Genomic DNA, 16,058 nt, shown 5'->3' on the forward strand with positions numbered 1-16,058 from the left:
CTCCTCGGTGGGCACCCGGCGGGTACGCGCCGGGTACGAGGAGCCATGATGCCCGTACGGGCGGTGCCGGAGCCATCCGGTCCGGACCGCCCGGTACTGTCGGCCGGGATGGACAAGACCCTGATCGTGACCAACGACTTCCCGCCCCGCCCCGGCGGTATCCAGGCGTTCCTGCACAACATGGCGCTGCGCCTGGATCCCGGACGGATCGTCGTGTACGCCTCCACCTGGAAGCGGAGTCCCGAAGGCCTCGCGGCCACCGCCGCCTTCGACGCCGAGCAGCCGTTCCCCGTCGTGCGCGACCCCACGACGATGCTGCTGCCGACCCCGAGGGTCACCCGGCGCGCGGTACGACTGCTGCGCGAACACGGCTGCACCTCCGTCTGGTTCGGCGCCGCTGCCCCGCTCGGGCTGATGGCACCGGCGCTGCGCAGGGCCGGCGCCCGCCGTCTGGTCGCCACCACCCACGGGCACGAGGCGGGCTGGGCCCAGCTGCCCGCGGCCCGGCAGCTGCTGCGGCGGATCGGCGAGGGCACCGACACGATCACCTACCTGGGCGAGTACACCCGCTCCCGGATCGCCCCCGCGCTCACCGCCGCGGCCGCGGCGCGCATGGTCCGACTGCCGCCCGGTGTCGACGAGAAGACCTTCCACCCGGATTCGGGCGGGAGCCGGGTCCGGGCCGGGCTGGGGCTCTCGGACCGGCCCGTCGTGGTCTGTGTGTCACGGCTCGTGCCACGCAAGGGCCAGGACACGCTGATCCTCGCGATGCCGGCGATCCTGGCCCAGGTGCCGGACGCGGTGCTCCTGATCGTCGGCGGCGGACCGTACGCCGAGGAGCTGAAGCGGCTGGCCGCGCAGACCGGGGTCGCCGAGTCCGTGCGGTTCACCGGACCGGTGCCGTGGGAGGAGCTGCCCGCCCACTACGGCGCGGGCGACGTCTTCGCCATGCCGTGCCGCACCCGTCGCGGCGGCCTCGACGTGGAGGGTCTCGGCATCGTCTTCCTGGAGGCGTCCGCGACCGGACTGCCGGTGGTGGCGGGCGACTCGGGCGGCGCGCCCGACGCGGTGCTCGACGGTGAGACCGGGTGGGTGGTGCGCGGGGACAGTGTGGAGGAGTCGTCCGACCGGATCGTCACCCTGCTCCGCGACCCGGAGCTGCGCCGGCGGATGGGGGAGCGGGGCCGGGCCTGGGTCGAGGAGAAGTGGCGCTGGGACCTGCTCGCCGAACGGCTCCGGGCGCTGCTCTGAGCCGCGTACGCGTCAGGGCCCGCACGTGTCGTGCGGGCCCTGCGACGTACGGATGGCGGGTCAGCCCCGGTAGATCGACTCGATCTCGTCCGCGAAGTCCTTCGCCACCACATTCCGCTTCAGCTTCAGCGACGGCGTGATGTGGCCCGCCTCCTCGGTGAACTGCGAGTCCAGGATGCGGAACTTGCGTACCGACTCCGCCTTGGACACCGCCGCGTTCCCGTCGTCCACCGCCCGCTGCACCTCGGCCAGCAGCTCCGGGTCCTCGCGCAGCGACCGGGCCGTCGAACCGGCCGGCCTGCCGTGCTCCTCGGCCCAGCGGCCCAGGAACTCCTCGTCCAGGGTGATCAGCGCGCCCACGAACGGCCGCCCGTCGCCGACCACCATGCACTCGGCGACCAGCGCGTGACCGCGGATCCGGTCCTCGATCACCGCGGGAGCGACGTTCTTGCCGCCCGCCGTGACGATGATCTCCTTCTTGCGGCCGGTGATCGCGAGGTAGCCGTCCTCGTCGAGCGTGCCGATGTCACCCGTGTGGAACCAGCCGTCGGCCAGCGCGTCGGCCGTCGCCGCCTCGTTGTTCCAGTAGCCGGTGAACAGGTGCTCGCCGTGGAGCAGCACCTCGCCGTCGTCGGCGATCCGCACCACCGAACCGGGCAGCGGCTGGCCGACCGTACCGATCTTCTGCCGGTCCCACGGATTGAAGGCGGTGGCCGCACAGGTCTCGGTGAGGCCGTAGCCCTCCAGGACGGTGAAGCCGATCCCCCGGTAGAAGTGGCCGAGCCGCTCGCCCAGCGGCGCGCCGCCGGAGATCGCGTACTCGCCGCGCCCGCCGAGCACCGCCCGCAGCTTGCCGTAGACCAGCCGGTCGAAGATCTTGTGCTTCAGCCTCAGGCCCAGAGCCGGGCCCTGCGGGGTGCCCAGCGCGCGGCTGTAGGCGATCGCGGTGTTCGCGGCCTTGTCGAAGATCTTCCCCTTGCCGTCGGCCTGCGCCTTGGCGCGCGCCGCGTTGTACACCTTCTCGAAGACCCGCGGCACACCGAGGATCAACGTCGGCCGGAACGAGGCCAGTTCATCGGTGAGGTGCTTGATGTCCGGCACGCAGCCGAGCTTGATCGGGGCCATCACCGAGGCCACCTCGACCAGCCGTCCGAAGACGTGCGCGGCGGGGAGGAAGAGCAGCACGGAGCACTCGCCGGTACGGAAGAGCGGCTTCAGCCGCTCCACCACATTGCCGCACTCGGCGAAGAAGCTGCGGTGCGTGAGCACACAGCCCTTGGGGCGGCCGGTGGTGCCCGAGGTGTAGACGATGGTGGCCGGGTCGTCCGCCTTGGCGCTCGTCATCCGCAGATCCAGCGTCTCGTCCGGGACGTCCTCGCCGAGCGCCGTCAGCCGGCGGATCGCGTCGTCCTCGATCTGCCAGATGCCCTTCAGGGCCGGCAGATCCGCCCGGACGGAGACCACGGAGGCCTGGTGCGCCCCGGATTCCACCAGGCACAGGGCGGCACCGGAGTCACCGAGGATCCACTGGATCTGCTCCGGCGAGCTGGTCTCGTACACCGGGACGGTGACCGCGCCCGCGCTCCAGATCGCGAAGTCGAGCAGCACCCACTCGTAGCGGGTGCGCGAGAGCAGGGCCACCCGGTCGCCGGCCTCGACACCCGCAGCGATCAGACCCTTGGCGACGCCTCTGACCTCGGCCAGGAACTGCGCGGCGTCGACATCGGTCCACACGCCCCCCACCTTGCGGCTCATCACCGCGACATCGGGATGCTGAGCGGCATTGCGGCGGATGAGATCCGTCAGGTTGCCGTCCGAAGGGACCTCGTACAGGGCCGGAAGGCTGAACTCGCGCAAGACTGCTGCTCCTCATCGGGCTCCGGTGCCACGGCTCTGTGTGACGCACCGGCTGCGGTCCAAGAATGGCAAGCGCTCAGTGGGGTGAGCACAACTGGACTGCCCGGACGTTACCCACGAGTACTCGGTTCCCGATAGGGGGTTCCGGCCAGATGTCTTATGCGTCACACATAACGGTGATCCTTGGGCGCACAGTAGTCCACCCGCGTGACCGGGCGACGATATTCGCAGGTCCGGCGGCCCCTACCCAGGTGGCCGACAGAGTCCTAGGGTGATCGTCATGCGAGCCGGACCGGACAGCCCAGCACCGTCGACCCGACGGCGTACGCGCATCCATGTGGTCAGTGACGTGCACGGCAACAGCGAGGCGCTGGCCCGCGCCGGGGACGGCGCCGACGCGCTGATCTGCCTCGGCGACCTGGTGCTCTTCCTCGACTACGCCGACCACTCGCGCGGCATCTTCCCCGACCTCTTCGGCGTGGAGAACGCCGACCGGATCGTCGCGCTGCGCACCGCGCGCCGCTACGAGGAGGCCCGCGAGTTCGGCCGGGGCCTGTGGGCGGGCATGGACCGCAACGCCGCGATCGTCTCGGCGGTGCGCAAGCAGTACGCCGAGCTCTTCGCCGCCTTCCCCACACCGACGTACGCCACCTACGGCAACGTGGACATCCCCGGCCTGTGGTCCGAGTACGCACACCCCGGCACCACCGTCCTGGACGGCGAACGGGCCGAGATCGGCGGCCGGGTGTTCGGCTTCGTCGGCGGCGGCCTGAAGACCCCGATGAACACCCCGTACGAGATCGGCGACGAGGAGTACGCGGCCAAGATCGAGGCGCTCGGCCCGGTCGACGTGCTCTGCACCCACATCCCGCCCGAGGTGCCGGAGCTGACGTACGACACGGTGGCGCGCCGCTTCGAGCGCGGCAGCCGGGCCCTGCTGGACGCCATCCGCCGGACCCGCCCCCGGTACGCCCTGTTCGGCCACGTCCACCAGCCGCTGGTCCGCCGGATGCGGATCGGCGCCACCGAATGCGTGAACGTCGGCCACTTCGCGTCCAGCGGCAGACCCTGGGCCCTGGAGTGGTGACCGCACCGGCATCCGACCCTGGGACGAGGCGCCGTGCGCACGCGATAGCCTTCTGACGGCAGGCCTCTGCCGACGCACCGGTACACCGCACTGGAGGAGCCACGGCGATGGCTGAACACACCAGCTCGAGCATCACGATCGAGGCGGCACCGGCCGACGTCATGGGAGTGATCGCCGACTTCGCCCGCTATCCGGAGTGGACCGGCGAGGTCAAGGAGGCCGAGGTCCTCGCCACCGACGACCGGGGCCGCGCCGAGAAGGTCCGGCTCGTCCTCGACGCCGGAGCGATCAAGGACGACCACACCCTCGCCTACACCTGGATCGGCGACTACGAGGTCAGCTGGACCCTCGTCAAGTCCCAGATGCTGCGCGCCATCGACGGCTCCTACGCACTGGCCCCGCTCGGCGACGGCGACCGCACCGAGGTCACCTACCGGCTGACCGTCGACGTCAAGATCCCGATGCTCGGCATGATCAAGCGCAAGGCGGAGAAGGTCATCATCGACCGGGCCCTGGCCGGTCTGAAGAAGCGCGTCGAGTCCGTCCCGAAGGCCTGACCCGGTGCGTACGGTCCTCGTCACCGGCCCCGGCGGCGCCGGCCGTACCACCGTCGCGGCGGCGACCGCGCTGGCCGCCGCCCGCCGCGGCCGGCGCACCCTGCTGCTGACCGCCGACGGCATACCCGGCTTCCCCGGGAACACCGTCCCCACCGAGGTCGCCGACGGGCTGTGGTCCGCCCGCATCGACTCCGGCGAGCACTTCCGCGGCGAACTCCTCGCCCTCCAGGACCAGGCCTCCACCCTGCTCGACCTGCTCGGCGGGAACCGGCTGGACGGCGAGGAGCTGACCGAACTCCCCGGCAGCACCCAGCTCGCCCTCCTGCACACCCTGCGCCGCGCCGCCGAGGGCGACTGGTCGCGCCTCGGCCACGACCTCCTCGTCGTCGACCTGCCACCGCTGCGCGAGGCACTCGCCCTGCTCGCCCTCCCCGAGCAGCTGCGCCGCTACCTGCGCCGGCTGCTCCCCCCGGAACGCCAGGCCGCCCGCGCCCTGCGCCCGATGCTCGCCCAGCTCGCCGGTGTGCCCATGCCCGCCCAGTGGCTGTACGAGGCGGCCGCCCGCAGGGACGCCGAGCTCGCCGCCGTCCAGGCCCTGATCGAGGACCGCGGCACCACCCTCCGGCTGGTCGCGGAGCCCGGACCCGCCGCCGAGGACGCCCTGCGCACCGCCCGCACCGGCCTCGCCCTGCACGGACTGCGGGTCGACACCCTCGCGGTGAACCGGGTCCTGCCCAGGCACTCCACCGACCCCTGGTTCGCGGAGCTCGCCGCACAGCAGGAGAAGACCGTCGACCGCTGGTCCGAGGAGTGGGCGCCCGGGGCCGCGCTGCACGAGGTCCCCCACCTCGGCCGCGACCCGCGGGACCTCGACGACCTCGCCCGCCTCGCCGAGGACGACGCACTGGCCCCGGAGCCGGACGGGCGGGGCCCCGGCCGCGCCGACGACCCCTGGTGGATCGAGAGCCCCGACACCCCGGACGGCCTCGGCGGGCTGCTGCCCGGCGGCCGGATCGTGACCGTCCCGCCTACCGGCGACGGCGACCCGGTCCTCGTCTGGTGCCTGCCGCTGCCCGGCGCCGTCAAGAAGGACCTCCAGCTGGTCCGCCGCGGCGACGAACTGCTGCTCACCGTGGGCCCGTTCCACCGGATCGTCCCGCTGGAGTCCGGACTGCGCCGCTGCACCGTCTCCGGCGCCGCCCTCACCGACGGGGTGCTCCGGGTCCGGTTCACGCCGGACCCCGGACTGTGGCCGCGGACGGACTGAACGGCGCGTCGCGCTTCGGGTAACGTCGTTAGTACGTGCCCGTGTGCCGGGCCGCCGGTACACCCCGTCGCAGGAGTCCGCCATGAGCGATGCCACCGATCGTCCCGTCGACGACGACGCGTGGGCGAAGGCCTGCGCCGAGGACCTGGAAGCGGAGAAGGCCCGCCGCCGGGCCCAGCACGGTCCGCCGCCCGGCTCCGCCGCCGAGGAGCTGCGCAAGCTGGTCGACGCCGTGGCCGACAAGGTCTCGTCCCTCCAGTCGCCGCTGCTCGGCGCGGCGGCCCAGGGCACCGTGCAGCAGATCATCAAGCAGGCGAAGTCCGCGGTCGAGCCCGTCATCGAGCGCAACCCGGACGTCTTCGACCACATCGCCGCGGCCGGCAGCGAACTCCTCGCCGCCTACCGCTCCGCCGTCGAGGGCCAGGAGCGCCGCTGGACCCAGGGCGCCGAGGGCCCGGGGAAGAAGGCCGACGACCCCTCCGACCCCCGTGACGAGGGCCCCGCCGCGGGCGAACACATCGACCTGGACTGACCGGCACCGATGGGCCGGGTCCCCGGCTCGGGTACGGTTGGCCCCAGCGGGGCTCGACCGGAACTGAGGGATTCATGGGACTCACCATCGGCGTCGATATCGGCGGCACGAAGATCGCAGCTGGAGTGGTCGACGAAGAGGGCCACATCCTCTCGACGCACAAGGTGCCGACCCCGCCGACGGCCGAAGGCATCGTGGACGCGATCGCGACGGCCGTGTCCGGCGCGAGCGAGGGCCACCGGATCGATGCCGTCGGCATCGGTGCCGCCGGATACGTCGACGACAAGCGCGCCACCGTGCTGTTCGCGCCGAACATCAACTGGCGGCACGAGCCGCTGAAGGACAAGGTCGAACAGCGCGTCGGCCTCCCGGTCGTCGTGGAGAACGACGCCAACGCCGCCGCCTGGGGCGAATACCGCTTCGGCGCCGGACAGGGCCACGACGACGTCATCTGCATCACGCTCGGCACCGGCCTCGGCGGCGGCATCATCATCGGCAACAAGCTGCGCCGCGGACGCTTCGGCGTGGCCGCCGAGTTCGGCCACATCCGGGTCGTCCCGGACGGTCTGCTCTGCGGCTGCGGCAGCCAGGGCTGCTGGGAGCAGTACGCGTCCGGGCGCGCACTCGTCCGGTACGCCAAGCAGCGGGCCAACGCCACACCGGAGAACGCCACGATCCTGCTGTCGCTCGGCGACGGCACGGTGGACGGTATCGAGGGCAAGCACATCAGCCAGGCCGCCCGGCAGGGCGACCCGGTGGCGGTGGACTCCTTCCGCGAGCTGGCCCGCTGGGCCGGCGCCGGACTCGCCGACCTCGCCTCGCTCTTCGACCCGTCCGCGTTCATCGTCGGCGGCGGGGTGTCGGACGAGGGCGAGCTGGTGCTCGACCCGATCCGCAAGTCGTTCCGGCGCTGGCTGATCGGCGGCGAGTGGCGCCCGCACGCCCAGGTGCTCGCGGCCCAACTGGGCGGCGAGGCCGGGCTGGTGGGCGCGGCGGACCTGGCCCGCCAGGGCTAGGGGTCCTCACCGGCGGGCCGGACCGACCGGACCGGACCAGCCGGACGCCCGTCGCGCCCTTGTGGGAGCGGCGGGCGTCCGTCGTATCGTGAGACGCATGGTCCTGACGCCACTGCCCGACTCCCGTACCGAGCCGGATGGTTCGGCCGTCATCCGCGTGCTCAGCTACAACATCCGGTCGATGCGCGACGACCGCGAGGCACTGGCCCGCGTCATCGGCGCCTGCGCCCCCGACCTGGTCTTCATCCAGGAAGCCCCGCGCTTCTTCCGCTGGCGCAAGCGCGCGGCCTGGCTCGCGGCCCGCACCGACCTGGTCGTCCTCGGCGGCGGCGCCACGGCCGCCGGGCCGCTGCTGCTCTGCTCGCTGCGGGCCACCGTGGAGCGGACCGAGGACGTACTGCTGCCGCTCACCCCCGGACTGCACCGCAGGGGCTTCGCCACGTCGGTGGTGCGGATCGCGGGCACCCGGATCGGTCTGCTGAGCTTCCATCTGAGCCTTCAGCGGGACGAACGCCTGGCCCAGACCGATATGTTGCTGCGACAGCTGGACGAGATGGGCGTCGAGCACGCCATCGCGGCCGGCGACCTCAACGACGTACCGACCGGGAGCGCGTTCGACCGGCTGGCCGGGCGGCTCCAGGACTGCTGGGCGGTCCGGCCCTGGGGCGGGGAGCACACCTTCGCACCGGACCACCCGCGACGGCGCATCGACGCGGTCTTCGCGACGGACGGGATCGAGGTGCTCGGCTGCGGCGTCCCCGCCGGGCTGCCCGGGGTCACCGAGGCGGACCTGAAGGCGGCCACCGATCATCTGCCGGTGCTGGCGGCGCTACGGGTGCCCGCGATCAGGCCCTGAGCACTGCGGCGCCCCGGTCTCAGACCACCGCCCCGCGCCCGGGGTCGTCACCGTCCTCGTCGTCGTCGCTCATCCGCGCCACCAGCGTGACGAAACCGCCCAGGAAGCCGCCGACGCAGAGCGTCGTGAGCCACCAGGTCATGTCCCAGCGCAGCAGCACCGCGAGCAGCATCAGCACCGGACCGCCGACGACCGCGAGCCAGGCGAACTTCGCCGTGACATCGGCCTCCGGCAGCGGCGGCGGCTCCGGGGGGACGAAATGGCCCTCGTCGCTGTCGTCGAGGTCGTCGTCCTTCGGCTCCGCCGTCTCGTAGTCCCGCGGCCCCATGACACCGGGGGCGAACACGATCGAGCTGCCGAGCGGCTTCTCCGGCGGCTTCGCGGACTTCTTCCCGAGCCCCTTGTCCGGATCCAGGACGCCGGGCTGATCGTCCTCCAGCAGTGCGAGGTCCTCGACCGAACGGAACGGCTTGGCGCCCGGCGGGTCCGGCGGCTCCTCGCCGTACCCCGCGACGATCGCCTGCCACGCGGCGTCCTCGTCGACCGACGGCTCGGGCCGGCCGCCGTCGGCGCCCGGCACCGCCTCCCGGGCAGCGGTGTCCTGCGGGCCCGTGCCGTCGTCGGGCACGGCCGCTCCCTCGGCGGGAAGGGGCTCGCGCTCCTCCTCGCTGCCCGCGCGCTCCGCGTCGTGCTCAGCCACCTGACGTGCTCCCCTTCTTTCCGACGCTCGGAGCGAGGCGGCCGATGAACCGGTAGCTCTCGTCGAAGATCCGCTCCGCATCGTGGTCCAACGTCGCGACGTGGTAGCTCTGTTCCAGCAGGATCTCCTCGACGTCCGTCGACGACACCCGGCCGAGGATGCGGGCCGAGTCGGCGGGCGGCACCACATGGTCCTGCGGGCTGTGCAGCAGCACGATCGGCTGGGTGACCTGGGGCAGCTCGGCATCGACCAGACGGAAGAACTTCCGCAGCGAATGCGCCGCGTGCAACGGCACCCGGTCGTACCCCACCTCGTCGGAGCCCGGCAGGGCGATGTCGCTCGCCAGCCCCTTCGTCGTCCGCACCAGATGGCGGGCGACCGGCAGCGCGTACGCCGACAGGCCGTGCACCTTGTTCGCCGGATTGACGAGCACCAGACCGCTGATCGCGTCCCCGTGCTTCGCCGCCAGCCGCAGCGTCAGCGCGCCGCCCATGGACAGCCCGAAGACGAAGACCTGCTCGCACCGCTCCAGCAGGGCGCGCAGCTCCCGGTCCACCTCCGCGTACCAGTCCTGCCAGCCGGTGAGCTGCATGTCCTCCCAGCGGGTGCCGTGCCCCGGCAACAGCGGCAGCGAGACGGTGAGCCCGCGCTCCGCCAGGTACCGCGCCCAGGGGCGCAACGACTGCGGGGAACCGGTGAATCCGTGACAGAGAAGGACGCCGACCTCTCCGCCCTCGTGGCGGAACGGCTCGGCTCCAGGAAGGACCGGCACCGGGGTCTCCTGTTCGTGAGGCTCGAAAGGGGAGCGAAAGGGGGAGTGCAGAAGGATGACTTCACCGTACGCGACCGGACTGACACCGACCAGGGTCGTCACCGGCTCCGGCCGCCGCATCGGCTCCGTACCGGGCGGGAGGCGGGCGGCCCACGGGTTAAGGTCTGTCGGACAGCACACAGGAGGCACCCGAGTTGATCTACGGCGCAATGAAGTTCTCCATCGGCGGCTCGCTGAAGCTCGCCTTCAGGCCATGGGTGGAGGGCCTGGAGAACATTCCCGCGCAGGGACCGGCGATCCTCGCGAGCAACCACCTGTCCTTCTCCGACTCCTTCTTCCTGCCGGCCGTCCTGGACCGCAAGGTCACCTTCATCGCCAAGTCCGAGTACTTCACGGCACCCGGTGTGAAGGGCAAGCTGACCGCGGCCTTCTTCAAGGGCGTCGGCCAGCTCCCGGTGGACCGCTCCGGCGCCCGCGGCGCCGGTGAGGCGGCCATCAAGGCGGGCATCGAGGTCATCGAGAGCGGCGGCCTGTTCGGCATCTACCCGGAGGGCACCCGTTCCCCCGACGGCCGGCTCTACCGCGGCAAGCCCGGCGGGCTCGCCAGGGTGGCGCTGGCCACCGGGGCGCCCGTCATCCCCGTCGCGATGATCGACACGGAGAAGATCCAGCCGCCCGGCCAGGTGATGCCCAAGCTGATGCGCCCGGGGATCAGGATCGGCAAGCCGCTCGACTTCAGCCGCTACCACGGCATGGACGGGGACCGCTTCATCCTGCGTTCGGTCACCGACGAGGTGATGTACGAGATCATGAAGCTCTCCGGCCAGGAGTACGTCGACATCTACGCGACGGCGGCCAAGCGGCAGATCGCGGACGAGGCGAAGCGCCGCGCCGAGGCGGAGAAGCACAAGGACGACGAGTCCGGGACACGGGGCTGAGGGAACGGTACGGCGCGTACGCGCGCCGGTGCCGTCCAGGGGGTGGGGGAAGTGGCCAGGCGCGAGCGCGTCGTACGGATGTCGGTCGAGCAGCCGCTGTGGAGGGCGCTGACGGCATACCGCGTCATCACGATGCTGTACGCGGTGCTGCTCTCCGTCTTCGGCCGGGAGAAGTACGACCGGCCCTGGGTGGCGGTCGCCTTCCTGGTGGTGATGGTGGTCTGGACGCTCGTCACCCTCCCGAAGGTCGCGGGCGCCGCCGCCTGCACCAAGCGCTTCCTCGTCGCCGACCTGACCATCGCCCTGGCCGGGATACTCCTCACCCCGCTCGCCGACTTCGAGGCCCAGCAGGTCGACGGCCCGACACTGTCGTCCATCTGGACCGCCGGTGCCGTGCTGGCCTTCGCCATCAAGGGCGGCTGGCGCTGGGCGGCCTTCGCCTCCACCTTCGTCGCCGTCGCCAACATCATCGAGCGGGGGCATCCCAGCCGGGACACCTTCCACAACGTGCTGCTGGTCTGGGTCGCCTCCATCGCGATCGGGTACGTCGTCGAGGTCGCCAGGGCCAGTGAGCGCACCCTCGCCCGTGCCCTGGAGATCGAGGCCGCCACCCGCGAGCGGGAACGCCTGGCCAGGGACATCCACGACAGCGTGCTCCAGGTCCTCGCGATGGTGCAGCGGCGCGGTACCGCGCTCGGCGGGGAGGCGGCCGAGCTGGGCCGGATGGCCGGGGAGCAGGAGGTCGCCCTGCGCACCCTGGTCTCCAGCGGCCTGGTGCCCGCCACCCGGGTCTCCGAGGACGCCGCCGAGGGCGCCGTGGTCCGCAGCGTGGAGGTCGACGACGAACCGTCCGGCCGGGCCGACTGCGATCTGCGCTCCCTGCTCGCCCCGCACGCCGGCTCCCGGGTCAGCTTCGCGGAACCGGGCGCTCCGGTGCTGCTGGCCCCCGAGGCCGCGCGGGAACTGGCGGCCGCTGTCAGTGCCGCCCTGGACAATGTCAGGGTGCACGCGGGGGAGAATGCCCAGGCGTGGATCCTCGTCGAGGACTGGCCGGACGAGGTGATCGTGACGGTCCGGGACGACGGCCCCGGAATCCCGGAGGGGCGGCTCGCCCAGGCCGAGGGGGAGGGGCGGATGGGGGTGGCCCTGTCGATCCGGGGGCGGCTGCGCGACCTGGGCGGCACGGCGGAGTTGATCTCGGTGCCCGGCCAGGGGACCGAGGTCGAGTTGAAGGTTCCGAAGGTTTCACGGGGGAAGGCGGGATCAGCGAGATGAGCACGGAGAACACCCAGGGCACCGAGGAGCGGGCCCTCAGGGTGATGGTGGTGGACGACCATCCGATGTGGCGCGACGCCGTCGCCCGCGACCTTTCCGAGTCGGGCTTCGACGTGGTGGCGACCGCCGGTGACGGACCGCAGGCGGTCCGCCGGGCGAAGGCCGCCACCCCGGACGTCCTGGTCCTCGACCTCAACCTGCCCGGTATGCCCGGTGTCCAGGTCTGCAAGGAGCTCGTCGGCTCCCATCCGGGGCTGCGGGTGCTGGTGCTCTCCGCGAGCGGTGAGCACGCCGATGTGCTGGAGGCGGTCAAGTCCGGCGCCACCGGCTATCTGCTCAAGTCGGCCAGTACCCAGGAGCTGACCGAGGCCGTGCGGTCCACCGCCGTCGGCGACCCCGTCTTCACGCCGGGCCTGGCCGGACTGGTCCTCGGCGAATACCGCAGGCTCGCCTCCGACCCCACACCGGTCGCCTCCGACGAGCCCAAGGCCCCGCAGCTCACCGAGCGCGAGACCGAGGTGCTGCGGCTGGTCGCCAAGGGGCTCTCGTACAAGCAGATCGCCGAGCGGCTGGTCATCTCGCACCGCACCGTGCAGAACCATGTGCAGAACACCCTGGGCAAGCTCCAGCTGCACAACCGGGTGGAGCTCGTGCGGTACGCGATCGAGCGCGGTCTCGACGACGCCTGAGCACCACGGACCCGGTCGCCGGCCGTCCCGTACCGCACGCGGCCGACGCGGTGCCGGACGGCCGGGCGGCGGGGCAGGGACGGGCGCCGTATATTCGCGATGACCGGCTGTTCGCGATGACCGGTGCGAGCCCCTGACCTGCCGGCCGCGCGAAGCACGGAGAACGGGAGACGCCGTGGAGATCCTGGCCTTCGGTGTGCAGTCCGACGAGAGGCCGCTGATCGAGAAGGCCTTCGCCGGACAGCACGACGTCCGCTGCCTGGACGTCTTCCTGAACAAGGACACCGCCCCCATCGCGGCGGGCTACGAGATCATCTCCACCAGCGTCAACGCGGACCTGGGCGCCGGCGTCCTGCAGACCCTGGCGGCGGGCGGCACCCAGATGATCGCCCAGCGCTCCACCGGCTTCAACAACATCGACCTCGACGTCGCCGAACGCCTCGCCCTGCGGGTCGCCCGGGTCTCGTACTACTCTCCTTACTCGGTCGCCGAATTCGCCTGGACCCTCGCGATGGCCGTCAACCGCCGGATCATCCGGGCGGCGAGCCGCACCCGCGACTTCGACTTCCGGCTCGACGGACTCCTCGGCCGTGACATGCGCGGCCGCACCGCGGGCGTGATCGGCACCGGCAAGATCGGCGAGGCCTTCACCCGTATCGCCCACGGCTTCGGCATGGAGCTGCTCGGCTGGGACGTCGCCGAGAACCCCGCCTGCACCGCGCTCGGCATGACGTACGTGGAGAAGGAGCGGCTGCTCGCCGAGTCCGACCTGATCAGCCTGCACGTCCCGCTGCTGCCCGCGACCCACCACATCATCGGCGCGGACGCCCTGGCCCGGATGAAGGACGACGCGATCCTGGTCAACTCCAGCCGCGGCGGTCTCATCGACACCACGGCGCTGGTCACCGAATTGCGCGCGGGCCGCTTCCTGGGCGTCGGACTCGATGTGTACGAGGCGGAGGCCGGGCTCTTCTTCCTCGACAAGTCGCTGGAGGGCGTCGACGACGACACCCTGGCCCGGCTCGTCACCTTCCCCAACGTCATCGTCACCTCGCACCAGGCGTACTACACCGAGGACGCCGTGGGGCAGATCATCGACGCCACCGTGCGGAACGTCGCCGACTACCTGGCCGGCCGACGCAGCGAGAACGTCCTGGTCCCGGCGCTCCCGGCGCGCTGAGACCCCGGATCGCCCCGGGGCCCCGTCCGCCTTCTTCAGCCGGCCACCGGCAGCCCCGCCAGCAGCTCCGTCACGATCGCGGCGCCGCGCAGCGTCAGCACCGACTCCGGGTGGAACTGCACCGAGGCGAAGCCCGGCCCGCGCAGCGCGTGCAGCTCACCCGTGGCCGGGTCGACGCTCGCCCCGATCCCGTGTGCCGCGAGCTCGCCGACCACGGCCTCGTCGCAGCGCGCGGTGAAGCTGTTGTAGAAGCCGACCGTCTCCGGCCGCCCGAACAGCTCGATCCGGGTCTGCGCGCCCTGGTACGGCACGGTCTTGCGGACGATCTCCAGACCCAGCTCGGCCGCGATCAGCTCATGGCCGAGGCAGACCCCCAGCAGGCCGTGCCGGTGATCACGGACCAGCTCCGCGGCGAACCCGCGCAGCAGCCGCATCTTCGGATCGGTCGTGTCGCCCGGATTCCCCGGCCCGGGGCCCAGCACGACCGGACCCTCGTGCGCCCGCGCCAGCTCCCGCAGCCCCGGCTCGTCGTAGCGGTGCACCGACACGTCGAGGCCCGAGGAGCGCAGCAGATGGGCCAGCATCGCGGTGAAGGTGTCCTCCCCGTCGATCACCAGCGCCCGGCCGGACAGCTCGTGGGTACGCTCCTGCATCCGCAGCCAGAACGGGGCGAGACCGTCCCGCCGGGCGTCCAGCGCCGCCCGTACCCGCGGATCGCCCGCCAGCCGGGGCCGGGCCGCCTCCTCCCGGGGCCGGCCGGGCCGCACCCCGAGCGCGGTGAGCACACCGGCCGCCTTCGCATGGGTCTCGGCGACCTCGCCCTGCGGATCGGAGTGACGCACCAGCGTCGCCCCCACCGGAACCCGCAGCTCACCGGCGGCCGAGATGTCGGCGGTACGGATCAGGATCGGCGAATCCAGGGTCTGCGCCCCGCCCGGGTCCTGCCGCAGCAGCGCCAGCGCCCCCGCGTAGTAGCCGCGCCCGCCGGACTCGTACCGCTCGATGACCCGGCAGGCGTTCTGCACCGGGGAGCCGGTGACCGTGGCCGCGAACATGGTCTCCTTCAGCACCTCCCGCACATCCAGCGAGGAGCGCCCGCGCAGCTCGTACTCCGTATGGGCGAGATGGGCCATCTCCTTGAGCCGCGGTCCGACCACCACTCCGCCCATGTCGCCGACGGTGCACATCATCTTGAGCTCCTCGTCGACCACCATGGAGAGCTCCTCGGTCTCCTTGCGGTCGGCGAGGAAGGCCAGCAGGCTCTGCGCGGTCGGACCCCCGGCGGGGTAGCGGTACGTTCCGCTGATCGGGTTCATCACGACCGTCCCGCCGGACATCCGCACATGGACCTCGGGGCTGGCGCCTACCAGCGTCCTGGCCCCCGTGTGCACGACGAAGGTCCAGTACGCACCGCGCTCACCGGCCAGCAGCCGCCGGAAGAGGGCCAGCGCGTCGGCCCGCGCGAAGCCGGGGATCCCGCCCTGGAAGGTCCGCCGGATGACGAAGTTCGCGCCCTCGCCCTGCCCGATCTCGTCCTCGATCACCCGCCGGACGATCCCCGCGTACTCCTCGTCCCCGATGTCGAACGCGCCGCCCTCGACCCGCACGTCCCGGACCGGCAGGCGGTCCAGCACCTCGGCGAGCGGCAGCTCGTACGTCTCGTCCGCGACCAGCACGGACAGCGGTGTCCCGTCGTCGCGCACGTCGAAGCCGCGCTCGGCGATCTGCCGGAACGGCACCAGGGCGAGCGAGGGCAGCTCACCGACGGGAAGACCGGCGAGCCGGTCCACTTCGCGCACCCGGCCGATCAGCACCTCGACGGTGTCCTGGTCGCGGCCGGGGGTGCGCCTGCGCAGCAGCGCGAACGGCGGGCAGTCGTCGCCCAGGAGCCGGTCGACGACGGCTTCGGTGCGGTGAGGCATGGGGTGTTCCTTCCGGATGGAGGAACGGCTCCCGAAAACGCGGAGAAGGCCGCCCCTCGGGCGGCCTTCGCGTGGTCTGTCGCGCGCGATTGTCAGTGGGCCGCCGGATGAGCGGTCCACCACCAGTTCTGGTCTGTCTGCGCGAACATGTCCAGAACC

The 16,058-nt window shown here is 72.1% G+C and carries 16 protein-coding genes; 11 read left to right on the forward strand and 5 right to left on the reverse strand.

The genetic code is table 11. The features are described 5' to 3' along the window. The first annotated feature begins 108 nt into the window (after positions 1–108). Positions 109–1,251 carry a glycosyltransferase family 4 protein gene (locus GA0115234_RS20810; RefSeq protein ID WP_093543904.1) on the forward strand — a complete coding sequence of 381 codons (1,143 nt, stop codon included), beginning with the start codon at positions 109–111 and terminating at the stop codon, positions 1,249–1,251. A gap of 60 nt (positions 1,252–1,311) precedes the next feature. Here the strand turns inward: GA0115234_RS20810 and GA0115234_RS20815 are convergent, their stop codons facing one another. Further along, on the reverse strand, positions 1,312–3,108 hold the full coding sequence (locus GA0115234_RS20815) for an AMP-dependent synthetase/ligase (protein WP_093543825.1): 1,797 nt from the start codon (positions 3,106–3,108) through the stop codon (positions 1,312–1,314). A gap of 280 nt (positions 3,109–3,388) precedes the next feature. Here GA0115234_RS20815 and GA0115234_RS20820 point away from each other — a divergent pair, with 280 nt between their 5' ends. The 6 genes from GA0115234_RS20820 (at position 3,389) to GA0115234_RS20845 (ending at position 8,423) form a co-directional block, all read left to right on the forward strand. Further along, positions 3,389–4,195 carry a metallophosphoesterase family protein gene (locus tag GA0115234_RS20820; protein WP_093543906.1) on the forward strand — a complete coding sequence of 269 codons (807 nt, stop codon included), beginning with the start codon at positions 3,389–3,391 and terminating at the stop codon, positions 4,193–4,195. Between the two features lie 107 nt (positions 4,196–4,302). Further along, positions 4,303–4,752 carry an SRPBCC family protein gene (locus GA0115234_RS20825; RefSeq protein ID WP_093543827.1) on the forward strand — a complete coding sequence of 150 codons (450 nt, stop codon included), beginning with the start codon at positions 4,303–4,305 and terminating at the stop codon, positions 4,750–4,752. A 4-nt stretch (positions 4,753–4,756) separates the two neighbouring features. Then, the gene (locus tag GA0115234_RS20830; protein WP_093543829.1) at positions 4,757–6,019 is read left to right on the forward strand and encodes an ArsA family ATPase; all 1,263 of its coding nucleotides are present in this window, start codon (positions 4,757–4,759) and stop codon (positions 6,017–6,019) included. Positions 6,020–6,101: 82 nt separating this feature from the next. Continuing rightward, positions 6,102–6,551, forward strand: coding sequence for a DUF5304 domain-containing protein (locus tag GA0115234_RS20835; RefSeq protein WP_093543831.1), 450 nt, complete (start codon positions 6,102–6,104; stop codon positions 6,549–6,551). Positions 6,552–6,625: 74 nt separating this feature from the next. Continuing rightward, positions 6,626–7,567: an ROK family glucokinase gene (locus GA0115234_RS20840; RefSeq protein ID WP_093543833.1), complete on the forward strand. Its 942-nt coding sequence runs from the start codon at positions 6,626–6,628 to the stop codon at positions 7,565–7,567. A 97-nt stretch (positions 7,568–7,664) separates the two neighbouring features. Further along, complete coding sequence (locus tag GA0115234_RS20845) at positions 7,665–8,423, forward strand: endonuclease/exonuclease/phosphatase family protein (RefSeq protein ID WP_093543835.1); 759 nt, start codon at positions 7,665–7,667, stop codon at positions 8,421–8,423. 19 nt (positions 8,424–8,442) lie between these two features. Here GA0115234_RS20845 and GA0115234_RS20850 read toward each other — a convergent pair whose 3' ends face one another. Both GA0115234_RS20850 and GA0115234_RS20855 read right to left on the reverse strand, forming a co-directional pair. Beyond that, a complete protein-coding gene (locus GA0115234_RS20850) occupies positions 8,443–9,123 on the reverse strand; it encodes a hypothetical protein (protein ID WP_093543837.1) in 681 nt (226 codons plus the stop codon). Beyond that, positions 9,116–9,895 carry an alpha/beta hydrolase gene (locus GA0115234_RS20855; RefSeq protein WP_093543907.1) on the reverse strand — a complete coding sequence of 260 codons (780 nt, stop codon included), beginning with the start codon at positions 9,893–9,895 and terminating at the stop codon, positions 9,116–9,118. Before GA0115234_RS20855 ends, GA0115234_RS20850 begins: the two co-directional genes overlap by 8 nt. Before the next feature lie 194 nt (positions 9,896–10,089). Here GA0115234_RS20855 and GA0115234_RS20860 point away from each other — a divergent pair, with 194 nt between their 5' ends. The 4 genes from GA0115234_RS20860 (at position 10,090) to GA0115234_RS20875 (ending at position 13,977) form a co-directional block, all read left to right on the forward strand. Further along, entirely contained in the window at positions 10,090–10,833 is a 744-nt protein-coding gene (locus tag GA0115234_RS20860; RefSeq protein WP_176729228.1) for a lysophospholipid acyltransferase family protein, read from the forward strand. A gap of 51 nt (positions 10,834–10,884) precedes the next feature. Continuing rightward, a complete protein-coding gene (gene macS, locus GA0115234_RS20865; protein WP_093543841.1) occupies positions 10,885–12,108 on the forward strand; it encodes a MacS family sensor histidine kinase in 1,224 nt (407 codons plus the stop codon). After that, positions 12,105–12,797: a response regulator gene (locus GA0115234_RS20870; protein ID WP_093543843.1), complete on the forward strand. Its 693-nt coding sequence runs from the start codon at positions 12,105–12,107 to the stop codon at positions 12,795–12,797. The genes macS and GA0115234_RS20870 overlap by 4 nt, the downstream gene beginning before the upstream one ends. A gap of 175 nt (positions 12,798–12,972) precedes the next feature. Next, positions 12,973–13,977, forward strand: coding sequence for a 2-hydroxyacid dehydrogenase (locus GA0115234_RS20875; RefSeq protein WP_093543845.1), 1,005 nt, complete (start codon positions 12,973–12,975; stop codon positions 13,975–13,977). Between the two features lie 35 nt (positions 13,978–14,012). Here GA0115234_RS20875 and GA0115234_RS20880 read toward each other — a convergent pair whose 3' ends face one another. Together GA0115234_RS20880 and GA0115234_RS44360 are read right to left on the reverse strand one after the other, a co-directional pair. Further along, positions 14,013–15,899 carry an anthranilate synthase family protein gene (locus GA0115234_RS20880; RefSeq protein WP_093543847.1) on the reverse strand — a complete coding sequence of 629 codons (1,887 nt, stop codon included), beginning with the start codon at positions 15,897–15,899 and terminating at the stop codon, positions 14,013–14,015. A gap of 92 nt (positions 15,900–15,991) precedes the next feature. After that, positions 15,992–16,048 (reverse strand): trp operon leader peptide, encoded by a 57-nt coding sequence (locus GA0115234_RS44360; RefSeq protein WP_107405794.1) that lies wholly within the window; start codon positions 16,046–16,048, stop codon positions 15,992–15,994. Positions 16,049–16,058 lie beyond the last annotated feature (10 nt).

The organism is Streptomyces sp. DvalAA-43, assembly GCF_900091725.1.
GTDB lineage: Bacteria > Actinomycetota > Actinomycetes > Streptomycetales > Streptomycetaceae > Streptomyces > Streptomyces pulveraceus.

Coding starts and splice junctions, on each gene's coding strand:
- GA0115234_RS20825 (WP_093543827.1), top strand. CDS start 4,303: ATGGCTGAACACACCAGCTCGAGCATCACGATCGAGGCGGCACCGGCC.
- GA0115234_RS20810 (WP_093543904.1), top strand. CDS start 109: ATGGACAAGACCCTGATCGTGACCAACGACTTCCCGCCCCGCCCCGGC.
- GA0115234_RS20820 (WP_093543906.1), top strand. CDS start 3,389: ATGCGAGCCGGACCGGACAGCCCAGCACCGTCGACCCGACGGCGTACG.
- GA0115234_RS20840 (WP_093543833.1), top strand. CDS start 6,626: ATGGGACTCACCATCGGCGTCGATATCGGCGGCACGAAGATCGCAGCT.
- GA0115234_RS20870 (WP_093543843.1), top strand. CDS start 12,105: ATGAGCACGGAGAACACCCAGGGCACCGAGGAGCGGGCCCTCAGGGTG.
- GA0115234_RS20845 (WP_093543835.1), top strand. CDS start 7,665: ATGGTCCTGACGCCACTGCCCGACTCCCGTACCGAGCCGGATGGTTCG.
- GA0115234_RS20880 (WP_093543847.1), bottom strand. CDS start 15,899: ATGCCTCACCGCACCGAAGCCGTCGTCGACCGGCTCCTGGGCGACGAC.
- GA0115234_RS20835 (WP_093543831.1), top strand. CDS start 6,102: ATGAGCGATGCCACCGATCGTCCCGTCGACGACGACGCGTGGGCGAAG.